This is a genomic window from Sphaerisporangium viridialbum, from assembly GCF_049674955.1.
GTDB classification, from domain to species: Bacteria; Actinomycetota; Actinomycetes; order Streptosporangiales; family Streptosporangiaceae; genus Sphaerisporangium; species Sphaerisporangium viridialbum.
In genome coordinates this window covers 879,009-898,489 of the sequence record NZ_CP187232.1, presented here as the reverse complement: position 1 = coordinate 898,489, position 19,481 = coordinate 879,009, and the positions used below count along the sequence as shown (strand labels likewise).

General features: G+C 64.7%; 20 protein-coding genes and 3 pseudogenes. 12 read left to right on the top strand and 11 right to left on the bottom strand.

Annotated elements, in window-relative coordinates; all coding sequences use genetic code 11:
• Positions 1-48: 48 nt before the first annotated feature.
• A complete protein-coding gene (locus tag ACOZ38_RS04185) occupies positions 49-918 on the bottom strand; it encodes an endonuclease/exonuclease/phosphatase family protein (RefSeq protein ID WP_424528886.1) in 870 nt (289 codons plus the stop codon).
• Between the two features lie 262 nt (positions 919-1,180).
• Positions 1,181-1,309: pseudogene (locus ACOZ38_RS04180) on the bottom strand (ABC transporter); the annotation flags it as partial.
• Between the two features lie 384 nt (positions 1,310-1,693).
• Between ACOZ38_RS04180 and ACOZ38_RS04175 the strand changes: the two are divergent.
• Positions 1,694-1,888, top strand: a complete 195-nt coding sequence (locus tag ACOZ38_RS04175) for a hypothetical protein (RefSeq protein WP_424528885.1) — start codon at positions 1,694-1,696, stop codon at positions 1,886-1,888.
• A 129-nt stretch (positions 1,889-2,017) separates the two neighbouring features.
• Here ACOZ38_RS04175 and ACOZ38_RS04170 read toward each other — a convergent pair whose 3' ends face one another.
• Positions 2,018-2,893, bottom strand: a complete 876-nt coding sequence (locus ACOZ38_RS04170; protein ID WP_424528884.1) for an aldo/keto reductase family oxidoreductase — start codon at positions 2,891-2,893, stop codon at positions 2,018-2,020.
• Between the two features lie 129 nt (positions 2,894-3,022).
• Here ACOZ38_RS04170 and ACOZ38_RS04165 point away from each other — a divergent pair, with 129 nt between their 5' ends.
• Entirely contained in the window at positions 3,023-3,466 is a 444-nt protein-coding gene (locus ACOZ38_RS04165) for a winged helix-turn-helix transcriptional regulator (protein WP_424528883.1), read from the top strand.
• A 162-nt stretch (positions 3,467-3,628) separates the two neighbouring features.
• Here the strand turns inward: ACOZ38_RS04165 and ACOZ38_RS04160 are convergent, their stop codons facing one another.
• From ACOZ38_RS04160 to ACOZ38_RS04145, 4 genes are all read right to left on the bottom strand, one after another.
• Entirely contained in the window at positions 3,629-3,865 is a 237-nt protein-coding gene (locus ACOZ38_RS04160) for a hypothetical protein (RefSeq protein ID WP_424528882.1), read from the bottom strand.
• A gap of 20 nt (positions 3,866-3,885) precedes the next feature.
• Complete coding sequence (locus tag ACOZ38_RS04155; RefSeq protein ID WP_424528881.1) at positions 3,886-4,200, bottom strand: hypothetical protein; 315 nt, start codon at positions 4,198-4,200, stop codon at positions 3,886-3,888.
• 250 nt (positions 4,201-4,450) lie between these two features.
• Complete coding sequence (gene tgmC / locus ACOZ38_RS04150) at positions 4,451-5,599, bottom strand: ATP-grasp peptide maturase system methyltransferase (protein WP_424528880.1); 1,149 nt, start codon at positions 5,597-5,599, stop codon at positions 4,451-4,453.
• Positions 5,596-5,988 (bottom strand): hypothetical protein, encoded by a 393-nt coding sequence (locus ACOZ38_RS04145; protein WP_424528879.1) that lies wholly within the window; start codon positions 5,986-5,988, stop codon positions 5,596-5,598. The genes tgmC and ACOZ38_RS04145 overlap by 4 nt, the downstream gene beginning before the upstream one ends.
• 70 nt (positions 5,989-6,058) lie before the next feature.
• Between ACOZ38_RS04145 and ACOZ38_RS04140 the strand changes: the two genes are divergently transcribed.
• Genes ACOZ38_RS04140 through ACOZ38_RS04125 form a run of 4 tightly spaced genes read left to right on the top strand, consistent with a single transcriptional unit; the run spans position 6,059 to position 8,295 of the window.
• On the top strand, positions 6,059-6,598 hold the full coding sequence (locus tag ACOZ38_RS04140) for a pyridoxamine 5'-phosphate oxidase family protein (protein WP_424528878.1): 540 nt from the start codon (positions 6,059-6,061) through the stop codon (positions 6,596-6,598).
• 22 nt (positions 6,599-6,620) lie between these two features.
• Positions 6,621-7,025 (top strand): YciI family protein, encoded by a 405-nt coding sequence (locus ACOZ38_RS04135; protein WP_424528877.1) that lies wholly within the window; start codon positions 6,621-6,623, stop codon positions 7,023-7,025.
• Positions 7,022-7,384 carry a sigma factor gene (locus ACOZ38_RS04130; RefSeq protein ID WP_424528876.1) on the top strand — a complete coding sequence of 121 codons (363 nt, stop codon included), beginning with the start codon at positions 7,022-7,024 and terminating at the stop codon, positions 7,382-7,384. The genes ACOZ38_RS04135 and ACOZ38_RS04130 overlap by 4 nt, the downstream gene beginning before the upstream one ends.
• On the top strand, positions 7,342-8,295 hold the full coding sequence (locus ACOZ38_RS04125; protein WP_424528875.1) for an RNA polymerase sigma factor: 954 nt from the start codon (positions 7,342-7,344) through the stop codon (positions 8,293-8,295). Before ACOZ38_RS04130 ends, ACOZ38_RS04125 begins: the two co-directional genes overlap by 43 nt.
• A gap of 666 nt (positions 8,296-8,961) precedes the next feature.
• Here the strand turns inward: ACOZ38_RS04125 and ACOZ38_RS04120 are convergent.
• Positions 8,962-9,369 carry a hypothetical protein gene (locus ACOZ38_RS04120; RefSeq protein ID WP_424528874.1) on the bottom strand — a complete coding sequence of 136 codons (408 nt, stop codon included), beginning with the start codon at positions 9,367-9,369 and terminating at the stop codon, positions 8,962-8,964.
• A 737-nt stretch (positions 9,370-10,106) separates the two neighbouring features.
• On the opposite strand from ACOZ38_RS04120, the pseudogene ACOZ38_RS04115 reads away from it, so the two are divergent.
• Positions 10,107-11,404, top strand: a pseudogene (locus tag ACOZ38_RS04115) (IS701 family transposase).
• A 248-nt stretch (positions 11,405-11,652) separates the two neighbouring features.
• Here ACOZ38_RS04115 and ACOZ38_RS04110 read toward each other — a convergent pair.
• Positions 11,653-12,756 (bottom strand): annotated as a pseudogene (locus ACOZ38_RS04110) (IS701 family transposase); the annotation flags it as partial.
• Positions 12,757-13,598: 842 nt separating this feature from the next.
• Here ACOZ38_RS04110 and ACOZ38_RS04105 point away from each other — a divergent pair.
• Positions 13,599-14,831, top strand: a complete 1,233-nt coding sequence (locus ACOZ38_RS04105) for a DUF262 domain-containing protein (RefSeq protein WP_424528873.1) — start codon at positions 13,599-13,601, stop codon at positions 14,829-14,831.
• A gap of 20 nt (positions 14,832-14,851) precedes the next feature.
• Positions 14,852-15,448 (top strand): HEPN domain-containing protein, encoded by a 597-nt coding sequence (locus ACOZ38_RS04100; RefSeq protein WP_424528872.1) that lies wholly within the window; start codon positions 14,852-14,854, stop codon positions 15,446-15,448.
• A 260-nt stretch (positions 15,449-15,708) separates the two neighbouring features.
• Here ACOZ38_RS04100 and ACOZ38_RS04095 read toward each other — a convergent pair whose 3' ends face one another.
• Together ACOZ38_RS04095 and ACOZ38_RS04090 are read right to left on the bottom strand one after the other, a co-directional pair.
• On the bottom strand, positions 15,709-15,930 hold the full coding sequence (locus ACOZ38_RS04095) for a DUF397 domain-containing protein (protein ID WP_424528871.1): 222 nt from the start codon (positions 15,928-15,930) through the stop codon (positions 15,709-15,711).
• Entirely contained in the window at positions 15,927-16,793 is an 867-nt protein-coding gene (locus ACOZ38_RS04090; RefSeq protein WP_424528870.1) for a helix-turn-helix domain-containing protein, read from the bottom strand. The genes ACOZ38_RS04095 and ACOZ38_RS04090 overlap by 4 nt, the downstream gene beginning before the upstream one ends.
• A gap of 205 nt (positions 16,794-16,998) precedes the next feature.
• On the opposite strand from ACOZ38_RS04090, the gene ACOZ38_RS04085 reads away from it, so the two are divergent.
• The 3 genes from ACOZ38_RS04085 to ACOZ38_RS04075 all read left to right on the top strand — a co-directional run bounded on the left by ACOZ38_RS04085 (position 16,999) and on the right by ACOZ38_RS04075 (position 19,467).
• Positions 16,999-17,580 (top strand): ATP-binding protein, encoded by a 582-nt coding sequence (locus ACOZ38_RS04085; RefSeq protein WP_424528869.1) that lies wholly within the window; start codon positions 16,999-17,001, stop codon positions 17,578-17,580.
• A 9-nt stretch (positions 17,581-17,589) separates the two neighbouring features.
• Complete coding sequence (locus ACOZ38_RS04080; protein WP_424528868.1) at positions 17,590-18,237, top strand: HAD family hydrolase; 648 nt, start codon at positions 17,590-17,592, stop codon at positions 18,235-18,237.
• A gap of 63 nt (positions 18,238-18,300) precedes the next feature.
• The gene (locus ACOZ38_RS04075; protein ID WP_424528867.1) at positions 18,301-19,467 is read left to right on the top strand and encodes a helix-turn-helix domain-containing protein; all 1,167 of its coding nucleotides are present in this window, start codon (positions 18,301-18,303) and stop codon (positions 19,465-19,467) included.
• The last annotated feature ends 14 nt before the right edge of the window (positions 19,468-19,481 follow it).

The following is a 19,481-nucleotide window of genomic DNA, read 5'->3' as shown; positions in this document are numbered from 1 at the left end:
CCTCGCATCCAACTGGCGCAGCCCCTGATCCCGGCCTCTGGGTGGAGCTCAGTGACCGCGCTGAACCTTCAGGTCGGCGACCACGGGGCGGTGGTCCGACGCCACCGTCTCGACGACACGGGTGCCGACCACGGTGACGTCGGGCGAGACGGTTACCAGGTCGATGCGGCTGACCGGGGTGATCGCCGGGTAGGTCTTGCCACCGTTGGGGGCGGCGTCCCGCAGCCGCTGCCACAGCGGCGCCAGTTCGGCGGCCGCCGGTTGGGCGTTGAAGTCACCGACCAGCACCTTCGGCCCGGAGTCAGCGGCCAGAACGTTCAGCATGTCCGTGACCTGCGCGCTGCGGACGGAGGGGTCGGAGCGGTAGTCCAGGTGCGTCGTGTAGAAGTGCACGTGCGAGCCGCGGACGTTGATCGTCACCTCGGCGAACCCAGGTGCCGGGGCCGGCACCGGATTGGGCGTCTGGGTGGAGAGCCGGGTGATCTCGTGGTTCTCCGCCTTGAGCACCGGATAGCGGCTCAGCACGGCGACGCCGTACTGCTGCCGGTCAGCACCCTCGGTCGCCGGGTCCAGGTCGTAGATCGGCGCGAAGAACGCCCGCATGTGCAGCTTCTTGGCCAGTTCACGAGCCTCGTCCACAAAGTCGCTCCGGGCACCCCAGTGCACGTCGACCTCCTGGAGGCCGATCACATCGGCGTCCAAGGCGCGAATCGCCTCAGCGGTGCGGTCGAAGTCGAAGACGTTGTCCTCACCCGCCCCGGCATGGATGTTGTAGGTCGCCACCCGCAACGGTACGGCGGGGGCGTTCGACCCGGCGGCCTCGGCCGTCGCCGGTGCCGATGCGCCGAGCGCGACGGTGGCGGCGAGCGCGACCGTGGCAAGTGCGCCGGGAATGGTACGTCTGAGGCTGAGCTTCACGTAGTACTCCTGATCAGGTTGTGCGTCCAGCTACGGCCGGTCGTCGTCCGAAAGGGAGCAGGTGTGCCATGAACCCGCTGCCACGGACCTACGGAGGACGACGACATGCGGAGTTCCTCCCGTGCGAGTCCGGTGCGCAGCGCACCGCAGGAGCCACACCAACGATCTAGGAGGCTAGAGCGCCAGAGTGAACCATTGAATGCGGAACAATGACGCGAATACGACAAATAGCGCAGTCGGTGTCGGAGGACCAGGCACGGCGGGCAGCCGGTTTGCCCTCTGCCTTGGGCAGGTGCACGAGATCCGCCATCAGCAGCAGGTTTTCCTCGCCGGTGAGCAGGTCATCCACCGAAGCGAACTGCCCGGTGACCCCGATCGCCGCGCGCACCGCCTTGCTGCATCGTTTCGCCTTGGCTCAAGTGCGGCTTAGGCGATCATCGGGGCTGGACATGTTGCTGAGAATCGACAGCGCGTGGTTGCCTGGGCGAGTTCGTGCCGCATGTTGTCGGCTGGGACGAGGCCAGTGGTGATCAGCTCCAGCGGCCGGCGTTGTAGCCATCTGATTGTTGTTTCGCGGGACTCCTCGCGCCGTTGCCGTAGATGAGGTGCGTGTGCAGGACCAGGCAGGGTTGCTGTGTGGGTCCAGCAGCTTGCCAGAACGGTAAGGAGCGCATCGACGGCCTGCGGTTGGGCGGTGCGGCCGAGCGGATGGCTGAGGAACAACCCCTGGGGGTCGAGATCGCCCAGGTCGGACTGCAGAAGCAGACAGTGAACGATGCTGTACGAGACCGCCGCTCGCGCCGGCGAGGTACTCGGCCTGGACATCGAGGACCTGGACAGGCGCAACCGACACGCAACGGCCAACTGGCGGCTCGAACCCGACACCGACGGCCGCATCCGCGTGGCCAGCACCCGGCTGCCGCCGCTCACCCCCGATCCGGCCCGTGACCTGGCCTCGACCGAGGTGTAGGCCAGCCGGGTCGCGGCGGCGGGCGCTACCGTGGCGACGACCGTGGGCTCGGCACCACGCGGCCCGCCGGCGCGCCCAGGCAACCACGCGCTGTCGATTCTCAGCAACATGTCCAGCCCCGATGATCGCCTAGTAGTGGCCGATCTTGTCCAGCTCGGCGAGTTCCTCATTGGAGAGTGAGAGTCCCGCGCCGGCGACGTTCTCGCGCAGGTGCGCCACCGACGAGGTGCCAGGAATGAGCAGGATGTTCGGCGACCGATGCAGCAACCAGGCTAGGGCGACAGACATCGGCGTCGCATCCAACCGGGCGGCTACCGTCGAGAGCGCCGAGGACTGGAGTGGGCTGAAGCCGCCGAGCGGGAAGAAGGGCACGTAGGCGATGCCCTCCTCAGCGAGCTCGTCGATCAGTTCGTCGTCTTGCCGGTAGGCGAGGTTGTACATGTTCTGCACGCACGCGATCGGCGCGATCGCCCGTGCCTCGGCGACCTGTTCCGCCGTCGCGTTGCTCACTCCGAGGTGCCGGATCAGCCCCTGCTGCTGGAGTTCGACGAGCATCTCGAACGGCTCAGCGAGCGAGCCGGGCTGGGGTCCCTGGGCGTCGCCGAGCCGGAGATTGACCAGGTCGAGCACCTCGAGGCCGAGGGCTTCAAGGTTCTCGTGAACGGAGCGGCGCACGTCTTCGGGCTGTCGGGCCGGGGGCCAGCCGCCCTGCTGGTCACGGGTCGCGCCGACCTTGGTCACGATGTGCAGCGATTCGGGGTACGGGTGCAGCGCTTCACGGATCAACTGGTTGGTGACACGCGGTCCGTAGGCGTCGCTGGTGTCGATATGGGTGATTCCGAGGTCGATGACCTCGCGAAGGACGGCGAGCGCGCTGTCGTGGTCGGCTGGCGGACCCATCACCCCGGGACCGGCGAGCTGCATAGCACCGTAGCCGAACCGGGTGACGGTCAGGTCGCCCAGGGTCCAGGTACCGCCGGGAAGCGAAGTGGGAAACGTGCTCATACCTCTGCCTTTTCGTGTTGAGCTGGGTGGTGCCTAACGGCTCCTTGCTTCAGTATGGGTGGGTAACTTCCTGACAGGAAGCAGGCACTCCGAAGTGCGTAAGGCACCCACGGGTTAGAGGAGCGGTCGATGGCAACTACGACGGCGGCCCAGCAGAGGGCACAGGTCAAGGCGGAATATGACGCTTTCGTGGCGGCATGTCCAAGCCGCAAGCTGCTCGACCGGATCTCCAACAAATGGGTCACGCTGATCCTGGCCGCGCTTGGCAGCGACGGCTCGCATCAGCTGAGCGCAGGCTGCGTGGGCGAACCGCGGTCGATGCGCTACTCAGAGCTGTCCCGCTTGCTGGCCGGCGTCAGCCAGAAGATGCTCACGCAGACGCTGCGCTCCTTGGAACGTGACGGTCTCATCACGCGCACCGTGACGCCGACCGTGCCCGTCACGGTCTCTTACGAGCTGACCGACCTCGGTCTCTCCCTGCACCACATGATGCGCGACCTCAAGACCTGGGCCGAGACATACATGGACGATGTGCTCGCCAACCGCGAGACGTACGACACCCGCGTCGCCTGAACCAGGAGCGGAGGCGCTGTCCTGGTCGACGACAACAACGGGCGGCAACATCTGCCCCCCCGGGGACGGAGACCGTACCAGCCAACTCCTCCAGCAACGACCCCGTCGCCATCGCCTCCACCCCGCACGGTTGAAGACGATCCCGCCCACGGCGAGCAGCCTTCAACGTCCCAGGTCAAACGGTCCCTGCAATGGAACACCCCGACGACTTGGCGGATTAACGTCAGTGGTCAGGTCTGCCGCGGCTACCCGTTCGATCTCAATGGCCAGGACGCCGAGGGCTTCCTTCTCGGGTCCGTAGATGCGGCGGATGTTGGCGAGCTGTTGTTCGCGGGAGCTGTCGGGGTTGACGTTGATCGGTCCTTCAGTGTCGAGCATCTCCTCGAAGGAGGTGTACACAGCGACGCACCTGACGCGGGTCAGGCAGTCGTCGCGACCGCAGACGAACCGGATGTGATCACCTGCCGTGAGCGTGCGCAGGTTGGGGTACTGGACGCGGCCTCGATGGTCTTGCGGCCGGCGGCGACCAGATCGAAGTAGCGGCGGTAGAGGTTCATCTCGCGGGCGCGCACGCCCGTGGTCATCGCAGGCCTGCTGGTCATGATCCGGTCCACTTCTTGTGTGATGTAGCTGCGGTAGAAATGCTTGGGGTCGGCGAGCATCTTGCCGACGAGCCAGACGAGCGCGTCGACGTAGGAGTCAACGCCCCCGTCCCAGGCGGTGACGTCCAGCATCCAGGGTCTGGTCCCGGGTGGCGCCGGTACCTTCCCGTCCCTGATCAGCGACTTCGACAGTTTGGCACCGATGCCGGTCAGCACCTATCGGCTACCCGTAACGGTCAGCAGAGTGACCTGTTCATTGAGCCGGCGTGCCCGTCTGTCTTTGAGAAATGGCGTCAACTGAGCGTGCGCCCACCAGAACGCAGCTGACCTGCCTTCAGTCGGCGCCAGCCCGCTCCCGCGCATCGGAGCTTTCTCACCTCGCTCAGACAGGCAGGTTCCAGCTTGGCCCGTCGGGTTCGCCCAGCCAGACGTACTGACGGCCCCCGGTGACGGTGAGCCCGTACGCGGACTGGTGCGGAGAGCCGGCGTTCTGCCAGACCAGGATGGCCTGCTCAACCGCGTCCCACAGCCGCAGCGGCCCGCGCTGGCGGACCGTCCACCCGCCAGCCGGATCGGGCCCGGTGACGGCCTGCGAACCGGTGGCCACATCCCACAGGATGACCTCGTCACCCCCGCCCAGCCGCATCGCCGACGGCGCGGCGAACTGTGCCACGAACAGCCCGGCCGGAGTGTCCAGGACCCGCGGATCCACCCGGCTCTCCCTCACCTCCCCGCTCGCGAGGTAAGGAAAGGCCACCGGCGGCGGGCCATGGGGGCGAGCGGTCATGAAGTAGATGTCGTCCTTAAGGAACCGCCCGCTCGCCGTACCGTCGTCACCGAGCGTGAGATGCGCGAACGCGGCTCCGCGCATCCACCCGGTCAGCGGAGCGGTGATCGTGCCACCGTCGCGGACCTGCCACATCCAGGGCATCGGAACGTAGCGCACCGAGCAGGTGGCGATCAGCCGGTCGTACTCGGCGTTCTTGTCATAGCCCGCGAGACCGTCACCAGTCACGAGCGTGGGCACGTACCCGACGGCGGTGAGCGCGTCGCGAGCCCGGTCAGCCACGGCCGGGTCGTACTCGACCGAGGTCACGGCCCTGTCGCCGAGCCGGTGACACATCAGCGCGGTGGAGTAGCCGGTGCCGGTGCCGACCTCCAGCACCTTGTCTCCGTCGGAGATCTGAGCGGCCTCCAGCATCAGCACCACCAGGCCGGGCAGCGTCGACGAGGACGTGGGCGTTCCCGCGATGGTGCCGCGCGCACCCTCGACCGAGTTCCCGTCGACCTGCGTCACCCAGGTCTCGTTCCGGTACGCCAGCTCCAGCCACTCGTCTTCGGTGACCTCATCGCGGTGGATCACCTTCCACCGATCGCCGTACTCGGTGGCCCCGGCGATCGCCGAGCCGAGAAATCGTTCCCGCGCCACGGACTCGACCGCATCCCGCCAGCCCGGGCCGCGAAGGGATCCGGTCTGGGCGAGCTGGTCGGCGAGGGCGCTGCGGAGCCGTACGGCTTCATGAACAGTCACGTGGGCTCCTCCAAGAGCAGGTCGGCGATGGCAGCGGCGATGGGCAACCCGGTGGCGTCCTCCAGCCAGGCCCACTGCCCGTTGGGATTGCACTCCAGGAATACCGGAACACCGTCGCCGGTAAGCGCGAAATCAAATGCGCCGAAGCGCAGACCGAGCGCGCCGACGTAGGCGAGACAACCCTCGGCGAGGCCGGGAGGAGGCTCGATCACCGTGTACGAGAGCCGGTCGTAGTCCCGCCGCCAGTCAAGCAGGTCGGAATCGAGCCGGACACAGAACAAGGTCGCCCAGCGGCCCAGGAGTGATGAGCGTCCCGTGCCCGCAGGCCAACCTGGGTCGGTGCGCATTTGAAGCGGTGCGACCTGCGCTTGTGTTACGGCGGTGTACATGTCGAGAACGCGCGGTCGGCTCCGTCTAACTCATGAACGCGCCGGGTGGGTGTGTCAACCGACGAGGGAGATGGACATGGACCGCCAAGACGTCGCCGAGGTGCTGGCCAAGCCGATCTCGCGGGAGTTGCTGGGGTCGTCGATCCCCGCGCGGCTGGCCTACGTCGGCATCGACGGTGCGCCCCGGGCAATTCCGATCGGGTTTTGGTGGACCGGTGAGCAGGTGGCCATGGCCACCGTGCCGAAATCGGCGAAGGTTCGGGCACTGCGGCAGAATCCCAGGGTGGCCCTCACCATCGACACCCAGGACGAGTGGCCGCCGCGGGTGCTGCTGATCCGTGGCGCGGCGCGGGTCGAGCTGGTTGAAGGGGTGCCGGATTCCTACGTCGAAGCGTCCCGGAAGGTGGTCCCGGCCGCGCACTTCGAGGCCTGGGAGCAGGGGGTGCGGGCCCTGTACGACCGGATGGTCCTCATCACCGTCGAGCCGGACTGGGCGAAGCTGCTGGACTTCGAAACCACCCTCCCCAAAGCCGTCGAGGACCTGGTGCTGGCACGCCGGGGCGCAGCCGTCGTCGACGGACAGCTCACGGCCGGCGATCAGGATGGGTAGGCAGGAGAGAAAGGAGCAGGCCATGGCCAGGTACATGCTGCTGACCAAGTACGACGACGATCTCGGCGTGGGGCTGATGTCCGAATGGGATCCCGATGACATGACCGCGCATCTGGATTACCTGCGGAAGCTGAACCAGGAGCTGATCGACAACGGCGAGCTGGTGGAGGTGCAGGCGCTCGCCGGGCCGGACCTGGCCAAGATCGTGGTCTTCGGCGGGCAGGGCGGCCCGGTGGTCACCGACGGGCCGTACACCGAGGTCAAGGAGGTGCTGGCCGGGTATCAGCTGGTCGATGTGGAGTCCGAGGCACGCGCGATCGAGATCACGGCACGGGTGTCGGCCGCCCCGGGGCCGGGGGGCGTGCCGCTGCGGCAGCGAATCGAGGTGTGCCAGCTGATGGTCGCCCTGCCGGGCGATGACCTGTGACCTCGACCGCGCGCATCGAGGACCTGCTGCGCGAGCTGGCGCCGCAGGTCCTCAGCGCGGTCGTGCGGAGCTACGGCGACTTTGACGCCGCCGAGGACGCCGTGCAGGAGGCGCTGCTGGCCGCCGCCATGCACTGGCCGGCCGAGGGGCTGCCGGACAACCCACACGGCTGGCTCATCCAGACCGCCGTACGGCGGCTGACCGACCAGTACCGAAGCGAGGCGGCGCGGCGGCGCCGGGAGGAGTCCGCCGCGCTGCGCGAGGTGCCCGGCGCCGAGCCGGTACAGCGGGACGACACGCTGGTGCTGCTGTTCACGTGCTGCCATCCGGCGCTCACCCCGCCTCCTCCATCGCGCTGACGCTACGTGCCGTCGCCGGGCTGACCACCGCGGAGATCGCGACGGCGTTCCTGGTGCCGGAGGCGACGATGGCGCAGCGGATCAGCCGGGCCAAGCAGAAGATCAAGGCCTCCGGCACCGGGTTTCGGATGCCCACTCCCGAGGAATTCGGGTCGCGGCTGGGGTCCGTACTGCACGTGCTGTACCTGCTGTACAACGAGGGCTACGCCAGCAGCGCCGGCACCGACCTGCACCGCACGGACCTGTCCGGCGAGGCGATCCGGCTGACCGGGGTGGTGCACGCGATGCTGCCCGAGCACGGTGAGGTCACCGGACTGCTGCTCAACGACGCCCGGCGTCTGGCCCGCACCGGCGAGTACGGCGAGCTGATCCCGCTGGCCGACCAGGACGGGACCCGGCGGAACCGGGCGGCGATCGCCGAGGGCGTGCGGCTCGCCGCGACCGCGATGTCGGGCGGCGCGGTCGGCGAGTACCAACTGCAGGCCGCGATAGCCGCGCTACACGACGGCGCCGAACGCGCTGCCGACACCGACTGGCCGCAGATCCTCGGCCTGTACGGCCTGCTGGAACAGCTCACCGGCAACCCGATGGTGACGCTGAACCGAGCCGTCGCCACCGCCATGGTGCACGGCCCACATGCCGGCCTGGACCTGTTGGCGCCGCTGCAGGAGCGGCTGCCCGGCCACCACCGGCTGGACGCCGTCCGCGGGCATCTGCTCGACATGCTCGGCGACACCGAGGCCGCCGCGGCAAACTACCGCGCGGCCCGCCGCCAGGACCACCAGCGAGCCGGAGCGGCACTACCTGATCACCAGGCGGCCAGACTCAAGAAGCCGCACACCACGTCTAAATCCGGCCAGCCCGAACTAACCTCACGGGACGCTGTCGACTCAGCTACCGCGACCGGATGACCTCCAGCAGCACCTTCTCGACCTCATCCGACAGGCGCCCGCGTCCGGCCTCCGGGTGGAGCTCAGTGCCCGCGCTGAAGCTTCAGGTCAGCTACCACGTGGGCGGCGAGCCGGTCGTGCATTGGGGAGAGAGCCATCGGTAGTGGCCCGAGCGGACACCGAGTGACTGGACTGGATCGTCAGTCGCCTTGAGCGGCACCCCGCGGTGCTGGAGCGGCTGCTCGTGATCGCGAACGGCTCAGCGTTCGTACGCGGCGACCGTATCTAGGCCTGGACTCGCCCCGGCGGTCATGCGCTGCCAGATCTGTTGCTTAATCTAAGCGAAAGCATATTACGCATAATCAAGCAGCTAACCTAAGCGCGGCCCGGGGAGAATAATTAACCGTCGAAAAAAACTAAATTGCGAGCTAGCCGCATCTGGCCTACGCACCACATTAACTAAACGGATAGCTTATACGTCACGGCGCCCCGCCCACCCAAGTTGGACAGGGCCACCACCTGCGCAAACGCATCGTTATGCGACCGTTACCTTGCAAGGGTGTCAATTGTTCCAGGTAAGACAAGAATGATGGTGCGCGGCTAAACCAGACCGCCGGGCGCCCTCCCCTTGAAAGGAATGATCTGATGTCCGCATCAACACACGATCACGCTCGCAAACTTGGCGATCTACTCACTCGTGGCATGAGCGGCTTCCGGACGTGCAGCAAGGCAGACGTTGTACACGCGTGGCAACGACTGGCGAGCGAGAGCGATCCACTGACAGATCAGCGTTGTGATGAGATTGAGGACTACCTGCACAGTTCGGGCTTCAAGTGTTACCCGGGCATTGCTGACTGCCGGAATGAAGAGAGCTTCCGGATCTGTCGTGAAGGCAGCCTCGTTGGCGAGGTTCATCGTATGTTCTTCGAGCCAAACCGACTTGAAGATCACCGCGTTGTTGAGATCGTCGAGAGACTGAAGAACAAGTGGCAGCCCCGTTACGGCGCAGAGAGCCGTACCGCCTAACAGAAAGCTGGCGAGTTCAGGCCGAGGTGGTTCTGCGCGTGCCGAGACCAGTTGACCTGGTTCCGGCACGCGCAGCGTTTATAGGCCGCCTCGAAAGGGTCGAGTCGGAACAGCCGGGCACCAATCTAGGGGCGAGAAGTCAAGCGGCCATGCCATACCTGTACGGCGATTCGTGCGGGCCGTCTAGCGCCGATCGGCGCACCCATCCCTGGTTCGCGGGGCCAGCAGCCGAGCCAATCGCAACTTGGATGGTCTCGCTGGCCATATCCCCGGCAGGCGTAACCTCGGCACCGGCTCAGTCCCGGGCATAGCTTGCGCTGATCCCTCCGTCCCACTTGACGGCTCGCCCGCACGCGACCATCCTTCACCCGGCCCTCTTCCCTCTAAGCGCCGCTATCAGAGAAAATGACGCATGGCGAAGATCAAGGAGTTCTTTAGAGTCACCGCAGCTGCGAAGCCACACCCGACGGAAGTCGAGTGCGGTTACCAGGTGATCCAGACGCCCGGCGGTCCTCTGCTCCAGCTCAGTACCTATGGATCTGACGGTCGGCAATCCGAGAAAAAGGTGAGCCAGACCCTACAACTCGATCGGAAGGCTGCCACGGAGCTCATCGGCATCCTGCGAACCACGTTTGCTTGCCTATCGGGGGCGGAGCGTCCTCAGGACCTGTGATACCCCCGCTAGCCAAGGCTAGAGCTTACTTCTGCGACGACCCTCGACGAGGCTCTCACCAGGCAACTAGTACTACAACCAGGTTTTGTGATTTATAGTCTGAGGTGTGGCCGATGGCGTGACTTCTGATGATTTGCGGGCGTGGGTGTCGGGGCTGGATGCGCTGTTCGGGCGGGTGGCGGGCCGGTTCGGCCGGGTCGAGCCGCGGAGGCAGGCGCGGGCGTATGTGACGGGGCTGCTGGCTCCGGTGGAGCGCAAGAACGGCTGGCAGTTGGCGGAGGCGGCCGGGGATTCCTCGCCGGATCGGATGCAGCGGTTGCTGAACAACGCCCGGTGGGACGCGCGGGAGATGCGTGTTGACCTGCGGGCGTATGTGGTGGAGAACCTCGGCCATCGGGATGGCGTGCTGATCGTGGATGAGACGGGATTCTTGAAGAAGGGCGTCAAATCTGCCGGGGTGCAACGCCAGTACTCCGGCACGGCCGGCCGGACCGAGAACTGCCAGCTCGGGGTGTTTTTGGCGTACGCCTCCCCGCTGGGCAGGGCGTTGATCGACGCCGAGCTGTATCTGCCCAAATCCTGGACCGATGACCCGGCCCGGTGCGCCGGGGCGGGGGTCCCCGAGGGTGTGGGTTTCGCGACCAAGCCGGTGCTGGCCCGGACGATGCTGGCGCGCGCCCTGGAGGCGGGAATGCCCGTCTCCTGGGCCACCGCTGATGAGGCCTACGGCATGGACTACAAGTTCCGGCACTTCCTGGAGCAACGCCGCCTGGGCTATGTGGTCGCCGTGCCCAAGAGCCAGACAGTCGCCGCCGGGTTCGGCGGGGGCACCCGCGCCGACACCCTGGCCGCCCAGGCCCCACCGCAGGCGTGGAAGCGCCTGTCGTGCGGGGACGGCGCGAAAGGGCCACGCCTGTACGACTGGGCCCTGGCCGACGTGCATTTCGAAACCGAACCCGGCTACCAGCGGTGGCTCCTGGTCCGCCGCAGCCTCACCCCAGGCGCCAAAGGCGAACTCGAACTGGCCTACTACCTGTGCCACGGCCCGGTCGGCACCAGCATCGACGACCTGATCCGCATCGCCGGAGCACGCTGGGCCATCGAGGAGTGCTTCCAGGCTGCCAAGAACGAGACCGGCCTGGATCACTACCAGGTCAGACGGTACGACGCCTGGCACCGCCACATCACCTTGGCCATGCTCGCCCACGCCTACCTCGCCGTCACCGCCGCCCACGCCCCAAAAGCCCAAGCGGCCTGGTCCGCCTCACACCAGCGGAAATCCGCCGTCTCCTGGCACACCTGATCACAACCATCACCCGGCCTCTCGACTTCGCGATCGCCTGGTCACACCACCGCCGAGAACACCAGACCCGCGCCCGCAGCAGCCACTACTGGAAACGCTGGCTCATACATAACGAAATCCGGCTGTAGTACTAGTACTCCAGCCGCACTTATTGATCTTTGATGTGTTGTCGCTGGTAGTGGGCTTGTCGAGCGTGGGTTTGGTGTCGTCGCCGCCACAGCGACCAATGGCGGGTGTGGTGTTCGTTGATGGTGGGTCGGGTCAGCAGGGCGAACAGGTGGCGGATCTCGTTGGCGGAAATGGCGATCAGCTGATTGCTGCGAGTGATCGGCGCCGTGTCGCTGGGTGAGGTGGCGTCGTCTGGATCGGTTTCATGGATGAGGGCGGCCCGTGTGGCGGCGAGGAAGACCAGGGCGAGCATGGCCAGCGTCATGTACCGGTACCAGGCGGGATAGAGCCGTACCTGGTAGTGGTCGAACGCGGCCTCGTTCTTGCCGGTCTGGAAGCACTCCTCGATCGTCCAGCGGGCGCCGGCGACCGTGACCAGGCGGCGCAGCGGGACCGGGGCAGGGGCGTGGCATAGGTAGAAGGCCAGCTCAGTCGGCTTGCTGATCGACCGGCGGATCAGCAGATGGTGTGATCGGCTGCTCGTGGCGACCAGCGCCCAGTCATAGCGCCGATCGCCCTTGGCGCCGTACCCGCACGACAGGCGCTGCCACCCGGCCTTGGGAACCTGTCTGGTGATGGCGTCGGCACGGATCTTCCCTGCCCCAGTGGTGATCTGATGGGAGCAGGAGACCGCGAGCACGTAGCTGACCTGCTCGGTTTCCAGGAATCGGCGTAGTGGGCCGTTGTCGCCGTAGGCTTCATCGGCACTCACCCAGCCGAACGGCACTCCGGCGGCGATCGCTCGCTCGATCATCGCTTGGAGCAGTTGCGGCTTGGTGGCGAAGCCGACGTCGTCGGGGATCTGCGCGGCGGCGCACCGGTCGGGGTCGTCGATCCACGCGTTGCGTGGGACATACAGTTCCCGATCCACCAGGGCCCTGCCGCGGCTGGTGGCGTAGCCGAGAAATACCCCGATCTGGCAGTTGGTGATCTTCCCGGCGGTGCCGGTGTACTGGCGCTGCACCCCGGCTGAGCAGCCGCCCTTCTTCTCAAATCCGGTGTCGTCACCGACCAGAACGCCGTCAGGGTCGCCCAGATGGTCGATCACGTAGCGACGGATATCGTCACGGACGCCGTGGACATCCCATTTGGCGGCGTTGAACAGCCGCTGCATGCCGTCAGGGGTGCTGTCCCCGGCGTACTCGGCCAGTGACCAGCCGTTCTTGCGCTCCAGACCGGACAGCAACCCCTCGATACAGGATCGGGCGCGTAGCCGTACCTCCCGCCTTTTGAATCGGCCCGCGACCAGCGCGAACGCATCATCTAGCCCGGCTCTGAGACGAGCCGCGCCGAGGTGTTCTAATCTGGCCATCGCGGCCACCGCATGATCTTCAGTTCCATCACACCTGAATGATCACAGCGGTGGCCGTCCGCCTCTCACTCGACTACAACCATGGACGTCCATGGACGAGCGCAGACAGGCATAGACAGGCATAGAGCGGTCCGTCACACAAGCCGACCCCGGAACCAAGCTCGCATCCCAACGTGCGGCTGGAGTACTAGCACAACTTCTTGGGCCGCACGGACTCAGCCGGCGGGCATTCGTTGTACAAATAAACGTGCATGAGGAGGACCTTCGCACCGTCCGGGAGGTAACCGGCAAGGTTCTGGTCGGTGCGGAGTGGACTCCGCGACGGCCGACAGCGCCCGGCTGCTCGCAGCCGAAAATGCCGTGCGGGCCTCTGGTCACTGGGCACCGACCGTCGTCGAGGTCGAGGCGAACTCCAGAGGTGTGCGCACCACCAGTTGCACAATCCCAACCTGGCCCGCCTGATCGTCCGGCCCGGAACGGCGGCCGACGATCCGCATGCAGAATCGAGGCGGGGCCTACGACCGCTCGACAGTCACGCTGACTGGATGCCCTACCTATATCGGCAAGCATCTCCGGTGTCTTCCCGGACGTGCTGCGGCCGCCAACATCAGAATGCGCTTTAGCGGCCAATAGCTCGTAGCCAGCATCGATGGCTACAGCGATAGACAGCCATAAGCCCCATTTGGAGCTAATCCGTACGATTACCTGACATAAACGACCAACCACCAAAGATGTCGCGGGCCTCTCGTACCATTAGACTACAGAAAGTAGTCAAACAGTCACTACGGACAAACTAGAGTGGGCTTGATATGGTTCCCGAGACAACACGAAAGGTGAAGGTCTTGAGTGACTGGAATGAGAGCGACGATCGAGCTCCCGAACCTGAAACGCTGTGGGGCGACGTCGAGGACGACGAGGAACCTGTCGCGCCAGAGTCCGTCTCGCAGGCAGTGGTCACTGACACCGACTGGACAACTGAAACGATCCTCAGCCAGCTACGCAGAGGAAATATTCAGCTCAACCCAAGATTTCAGCGCAGAGATGCATGGGACCTGAAACGAAAGAGCCGGTTCATCGAGTCGCTCATTCTCGGGCTACCCATACCTCAACTCGTTCTGGCCGAGGACAAGAAGCGTCGCGGCTCTTTCCTTGTCCTGGATGGGAAGCAACGGCTTCTTGCTCTTCGCCAGTTCGCCGAGGGTTCCTCTTTCGCCACCAACATGCAGGATGAGTTTCGTAAGCTTACGCTCCGCGGTCTAGATGTTCGCGAGGATCTCAACAAGCAGACCCTGCTCAAGCTGGAATCAGAGACCGATCGGGTCGACGATCTAAACTCTTTTCTAAACCAGACAATCCGTACAGTCGTGGTTAGAAGGTGGCCAAACGAAGAGTTCCTCAATCTCGTATTTCTTCGCCTGAACACGGGAAGTGTTAGCCTCTCGCCACAAGAGCTACGTCAGGCGCTCCACCCGGGCGACTTCACTAACTTCCTTGACGACCATGCGAGTGAAAGTGTGTCCCTTCAGAGAGCACTCAAGCTCAGCGGGCCAGACTTTCGAATGCGAGACGTCGAGATACTTCTACGCTATTTTGCGTTCTCCTACTACTTGCCAGATTATCGAGGCGACCTAAAGAAGTTCCTAGATGGAACTACAGAGAAGCTCAATCAGAAATGGCCAGACGTACGCATCGAAGAAATGGCCCGACAGTGCGATTTTGCCATTGACTGCACAGTCGCCATTTTCGGCACAGACGCGTTCCACCGATGGGATACAGATCACTACGAAAACCGGTTCAATCGGGCCATTTTCGACGTAATGACGTATTACTTCTCCTCAGAGAACGTTCGGAAGGCGACTGAGGCAAGATCCAGCGAAGTGAAGGAAGCTTTCCAGGATCTCTGCGACAGCGACACGGCCTTTGTTCAAGCAGTTCAGAGCACTACTAAGTCGATTACCGCGACACAATATCGACTCCAAAAATGGGGCGAAACGCTAGCTGACGTTGTTGGAGCGGACCAACTTCGGATTCCTTATCTAGACGACGACGAAAGAATCGCCTTTAGGAACAAGTGATGCCTTCTCCACGCTTTCGGATGCTTGCCGCACGCATTTTGGAGTTGCAAACCAACTTGCTCCCTGAGGAGTTCGATCCCACCGGCCTGTACCCAGTTCAGGTACACGAGTCTACTAGGGCTTTTCGGTTGTTAGCTCACGCCGAGTTTGAGGCATTTATCGAAGACCGAGTCCAGCAGATAGCCACCCGCGCTGTTAACGATTGGCTGAGCCACGACATTATCCGACCAAGCCTGCTCGCCCTTGTTGCTTTCGAAAGCACTACAGGATGGAAGGATGTGACAATTCTTGCCTCGAATGACAAGCAAAAGAAGGCGCCCGACCTTACTCAGCGTATTGATGATGTGCGCAAGGGATACATCAACTATGTGCTTAGGTCCAATAATGGCATAAAGGAGCGCAACCTTCTAAGAATGCTCCTACCTCTCGGCGTTCGAGAAGAGAATGTAGACCAACAGTGGCTCGCGGCGGTCCAAGCGTGGGCAACGGCTAGAGGCGAGTTGGCACACAAGTCCGGAAAGCCGCAGAGACTTCTCGACCCTCAGGCCGAGTCCGCGACGGTTGAATACCTAGCCGATGGCTTTAAAGACATCGATGAACTGCTAGATACTCTATGATCGCATTAGCGGTAGGTTCCGGCATCGCACATGGTTTTCAACCACATGCGAGCCTGCGGTATGGGAGCGAGCCGAGAGCATGAGCCGATACGCGGTTGCCTACAGGTTGGAAAGGCTACACCCGCTGGGTATCGCGTGGATATCACATGCGGGCTGAGAGCGACCGCGCCGACTATGCCCAACGCCCAGCACGACAAACCAGGTGACCTGGTTTTCGTACAGCCATGCCCCGCTGGGATCTACTAGGAGGCTGGTATCAGTCAAAGTTCCCGAGACAGTAGGCCTAGGCGGAAGGCGGCCCAGGCTGAGGCAGTGAACCTGAGCGGTTCGCGGTGGGGATGCTTGGAGTCGCGTATGGCCTTGGCTCCGCCGGATAAGTCTGCGATCTCGACGCAGTTGTTCTCAGCGCCGCTGGCAGAGGACTTGCGCCAGGTGGCATCGGAAAGGTCGTAGGCGTAGAGCTCGCTCGTGGGCTTGTTCACGTTCTGCTTCCTTCTTCCAACTGTGTGATGCGGGCGAGGGAGTCTTCCACAGATAGCGCAGATGCCTGGATGCGTTCGACGGCTTTGGCGAAGGGGATGGCGTCGTCTCCCTCAATGTAGGTGGCACCGCTCAGGTTCTCCAGCAACACGACATCCGGGATAGATCGGGAGAACCTGACCAAGCTGAAGCCACCCATAGTGCCGGGGTGGGCCGTTGAGTCCAACGGCATGATCTGAATGGTCACGTTCGGCAGCTCTGCGGCATCGAGCAAGCGGCGGAGTTGCTCCCGCATCGTGGCCGGCCTGACGGCGAAACGCTGGTGCAGCGCGGCTTCGTGGATGATGGCCCAGAACTCCAGCGGGTTCCCGGGCCGGCTGAGAATGGCCTGGCGGGCTTGGCGTACCTCAGCGAGGGCGGCGATCTCGTCCGGGGTGCGGAAGTGGGTGATCCCGGCGATGTTCTCACGCGCGTAGGCGGCGGTCTGCAGTAGACCGGGGATCAGCAGCGGCGACCACTCGCACACTCGCTCAGCGTCCGTTTCGAGAGAGATGTAGTCGGCGTAGGCAGGCGCGAGCACGCCGTTGTACGTCTGCCACCAACCTTTCTTCCCCGCGTCCCTGGCCAGGTTCTCGAGCGCGGCGACGACTTCTGGATCACTCACGCCGTACGCCTGGAGCAGGGCGGCGACCTCCCCAGGGCGGATATTCGCGGACGCGTTCTCGATCTTTGACATCTTTGGGGCCTTCCAGCCCATGGTGGCGGCCGCTTCGTCCAGGGTCAGGCCGGCCTGGTTGCGGAGGTGTCTCAGCGTCGAACCGAGGCGGCGTCTCCGGACAGTCGGAACCACAGGCGCGTTGGGCATGTGCGCAGTCTGGCATCCCACTACCCAGTGAGACGGGCCTCTTCATCGAATACTGACACCAAGCTGGGTCGAAACCTTGCGCCCAGTGCTGGAAAGCCTTCATCATCTACAGAAAGCCGATGTCACTTTGAGTGGTCAAGCCAACGCACTAAGTGACTCCTATCTGACGATTCGCGGTGCCGCGCCCGCGTACAGGAGGGCCACCATGACGGGAGAGCAGGCGACAGCTGCCCTTGGGTTCTATCTGGCCACCAGGCCGGGCGGGTTCGTCGTGCACATGAACGTGTGCGAGGAGAACCTGCGGGCCGTACGGGATGTGACGCTCAAGAGCTTGGCTGCTGCCGGGGTCGACTCCGAGACGGCCGAATCCGCCCGGCTGATCGCCTCTGAGTTGATCGGCAACGCTGTACGGGCCTGCGGAAACTGGGCGCCGGTCGTCGTCGAGGTCGAGCAGGACGACAAGGGCATCTGGGTCAAGGTGCATGACCCCAACCCGGCCCGCCTGCCCGTCCGTTCCAATACGGCTCCCGACGACGACCAGGCCGAGTCCGGGCGCGGCCTGTGGCTGCTCGACGCGCTCGCCCCTGGCTGGGACGTCGCCCTCACCCCCATCGGCAAGCAGGTCAGATGCCTCCTCCCCGCACCGGAGGCCGTACGGATCAGAATCGTCGGAGGAGATCACGCCAACTCCCGCCTCACGGCGAGCCGCTCGTCACGAGAGCCCGACCATGCGGGTTCAGCCGAGCAGACGAATGGGCGCTTCAATGGCAACGTGCCAACTGCGTAGGCTGGCGACGTGATCGTGTCTGTGGTCTTCGACGTCGGGGAGACGCTGTTGGACGACAGCCGGGAGTTCGGCGCGTGGGCAGACTGGATCGGCGTGCCCAGGCATACCTTCTCGGCGGTCCTCGGAGCGGTCACGGCGGAGGGGAGGAATAACGCGGAGACCTTCGAGTACTTCCGCCCCGGGTTCGACCTGCACCGTGAGCGTGCTCTTCGCGAGGAAGCCGGGCAAGGCGAACAGATCGACGAGAAGGATCTCTATCGGGACGCGCGCCCCGCGTTGTCCACGCTGCGCGAGGCGGGGCTGTGGATAGGGATCGCGGGGAACCAGACCGCGCGGGCGGCCGAACTGCTGCGGGACCTTGAACTGCCCGTCGACCAGGTCGCCACCTCCGCCGAGTGGGGGGTCGCGAAGCCGGATCCGGGATTCTTCGCCCGCGTCATCGAGATGGCTCCGGGTGAGCCGCACGAGATCGTGTACGTGGGTGATCACCGTGACAACGACATCATCCCCGCGAAGGCCGCCGGCCTGCGGACCGCATTCATCCGCCGAGGCCCCTGGGGACATCTGTGGGCCGAGGACCCGGCGATCCATGACTCAGCAGACTGGAGAATCGACTCGCTCACCGAGTTGTCCACGCTTCTCGCCCAACTGCGCTGATTGCTCTTTCGAAACGCACATCGAGCGATAGCGTGCTGAGTGACGTTACGGAGCGGAGCCGACATGTCCCTCCCCGAGTACGGCAAGCGGATAGCGGCCGTGCGCGCCGGTCGCCGGATGAGCCAGGCCCAGCTGGCCACAGCGGCGAACATATCGATCAGCCTGCTGCGCAAGATAGAGCAAGGCTCTCGGCGCGCCACTCCTGAGGCCCTTTCCGCCATCGTGAACGCCCTGGACATCGATCCCGCGCATCTGGCCGGGACCTCAGCGCTAACGGATAGTCATGTGCACGCCGCCATCCCGGACATCCGCCGGGCCATCGCTCTGTTCGATCTGCCGGCTGACAAGCCGAGCCGTCCGCTGGCGGAACTGGACGCCGCAGTCAGCAGGGCGATCACGTGGCGGCTCGGCTCCCAGTACGCCCAGCTCGCCCGCGTGATTCCCGGCCTGCTGGAGGATCTCACCCGAGCGCTGCACACGCACTCCATGCGCGATCGGGAACGCGTCGCGGCGCTGCTCTCCCTCGCGTACCGCTCCGCGGACGGATTGGCATTCAAGTACGGCTACCTCGACCTCTCCGCCCGGGTAATCGAGCTGATGCGCCGAGCCGCTGACGATAGCGGTAACGAGCTAATCGCTGCCGCCGCGGCCTACGTCAGGACCGAGGTGTTCTTCGCTGACCATAATCTGGAGCCCGCGCTTCGCGCTCTCGATTTGGCCGCGGCACGGCTGACACCCACCAGCTCGGAAGAAGCCGCAGCCGCCTACGGATCCCTACACATGCGGGCCGCCGTGGTCGCCGGACGCGCGGGCAAAAGGGAAACAGCGTGGGACCACCTACGCGAGGCCAAGGAAGTCGCGCTGATGGTCCGTGAAGGCGTCTACAACGGGACCGCATTCGGCACGTCATCCGTGCGCATCCACGAGGTGGCAGTTGCGACAGAACTCGGCGAGGGTGAGCGAGCCATCCGCGCGGCAGGGACTTGGACGCCACCCGACAAGCTCCCCAGGGAGCGCCGCTCCCACTACTACATCGATCTCGCCCGCGCCCAGCTGTGGACGGGGCGACGCGAGGACGCCTTCACATCGCTGCAGCTAGCAAGGCGGATCGCACCCCAGCACACCCGTGAGCACCCACATGTACGGGAGGCGCTGACGACCCTGCTCCGGCTGCAGCGAGCTTCTCAGGAATCCCTGCTCGCCTTTGCCGGCTGGGCACGGGTCACATAGACGCTGCCACAGGT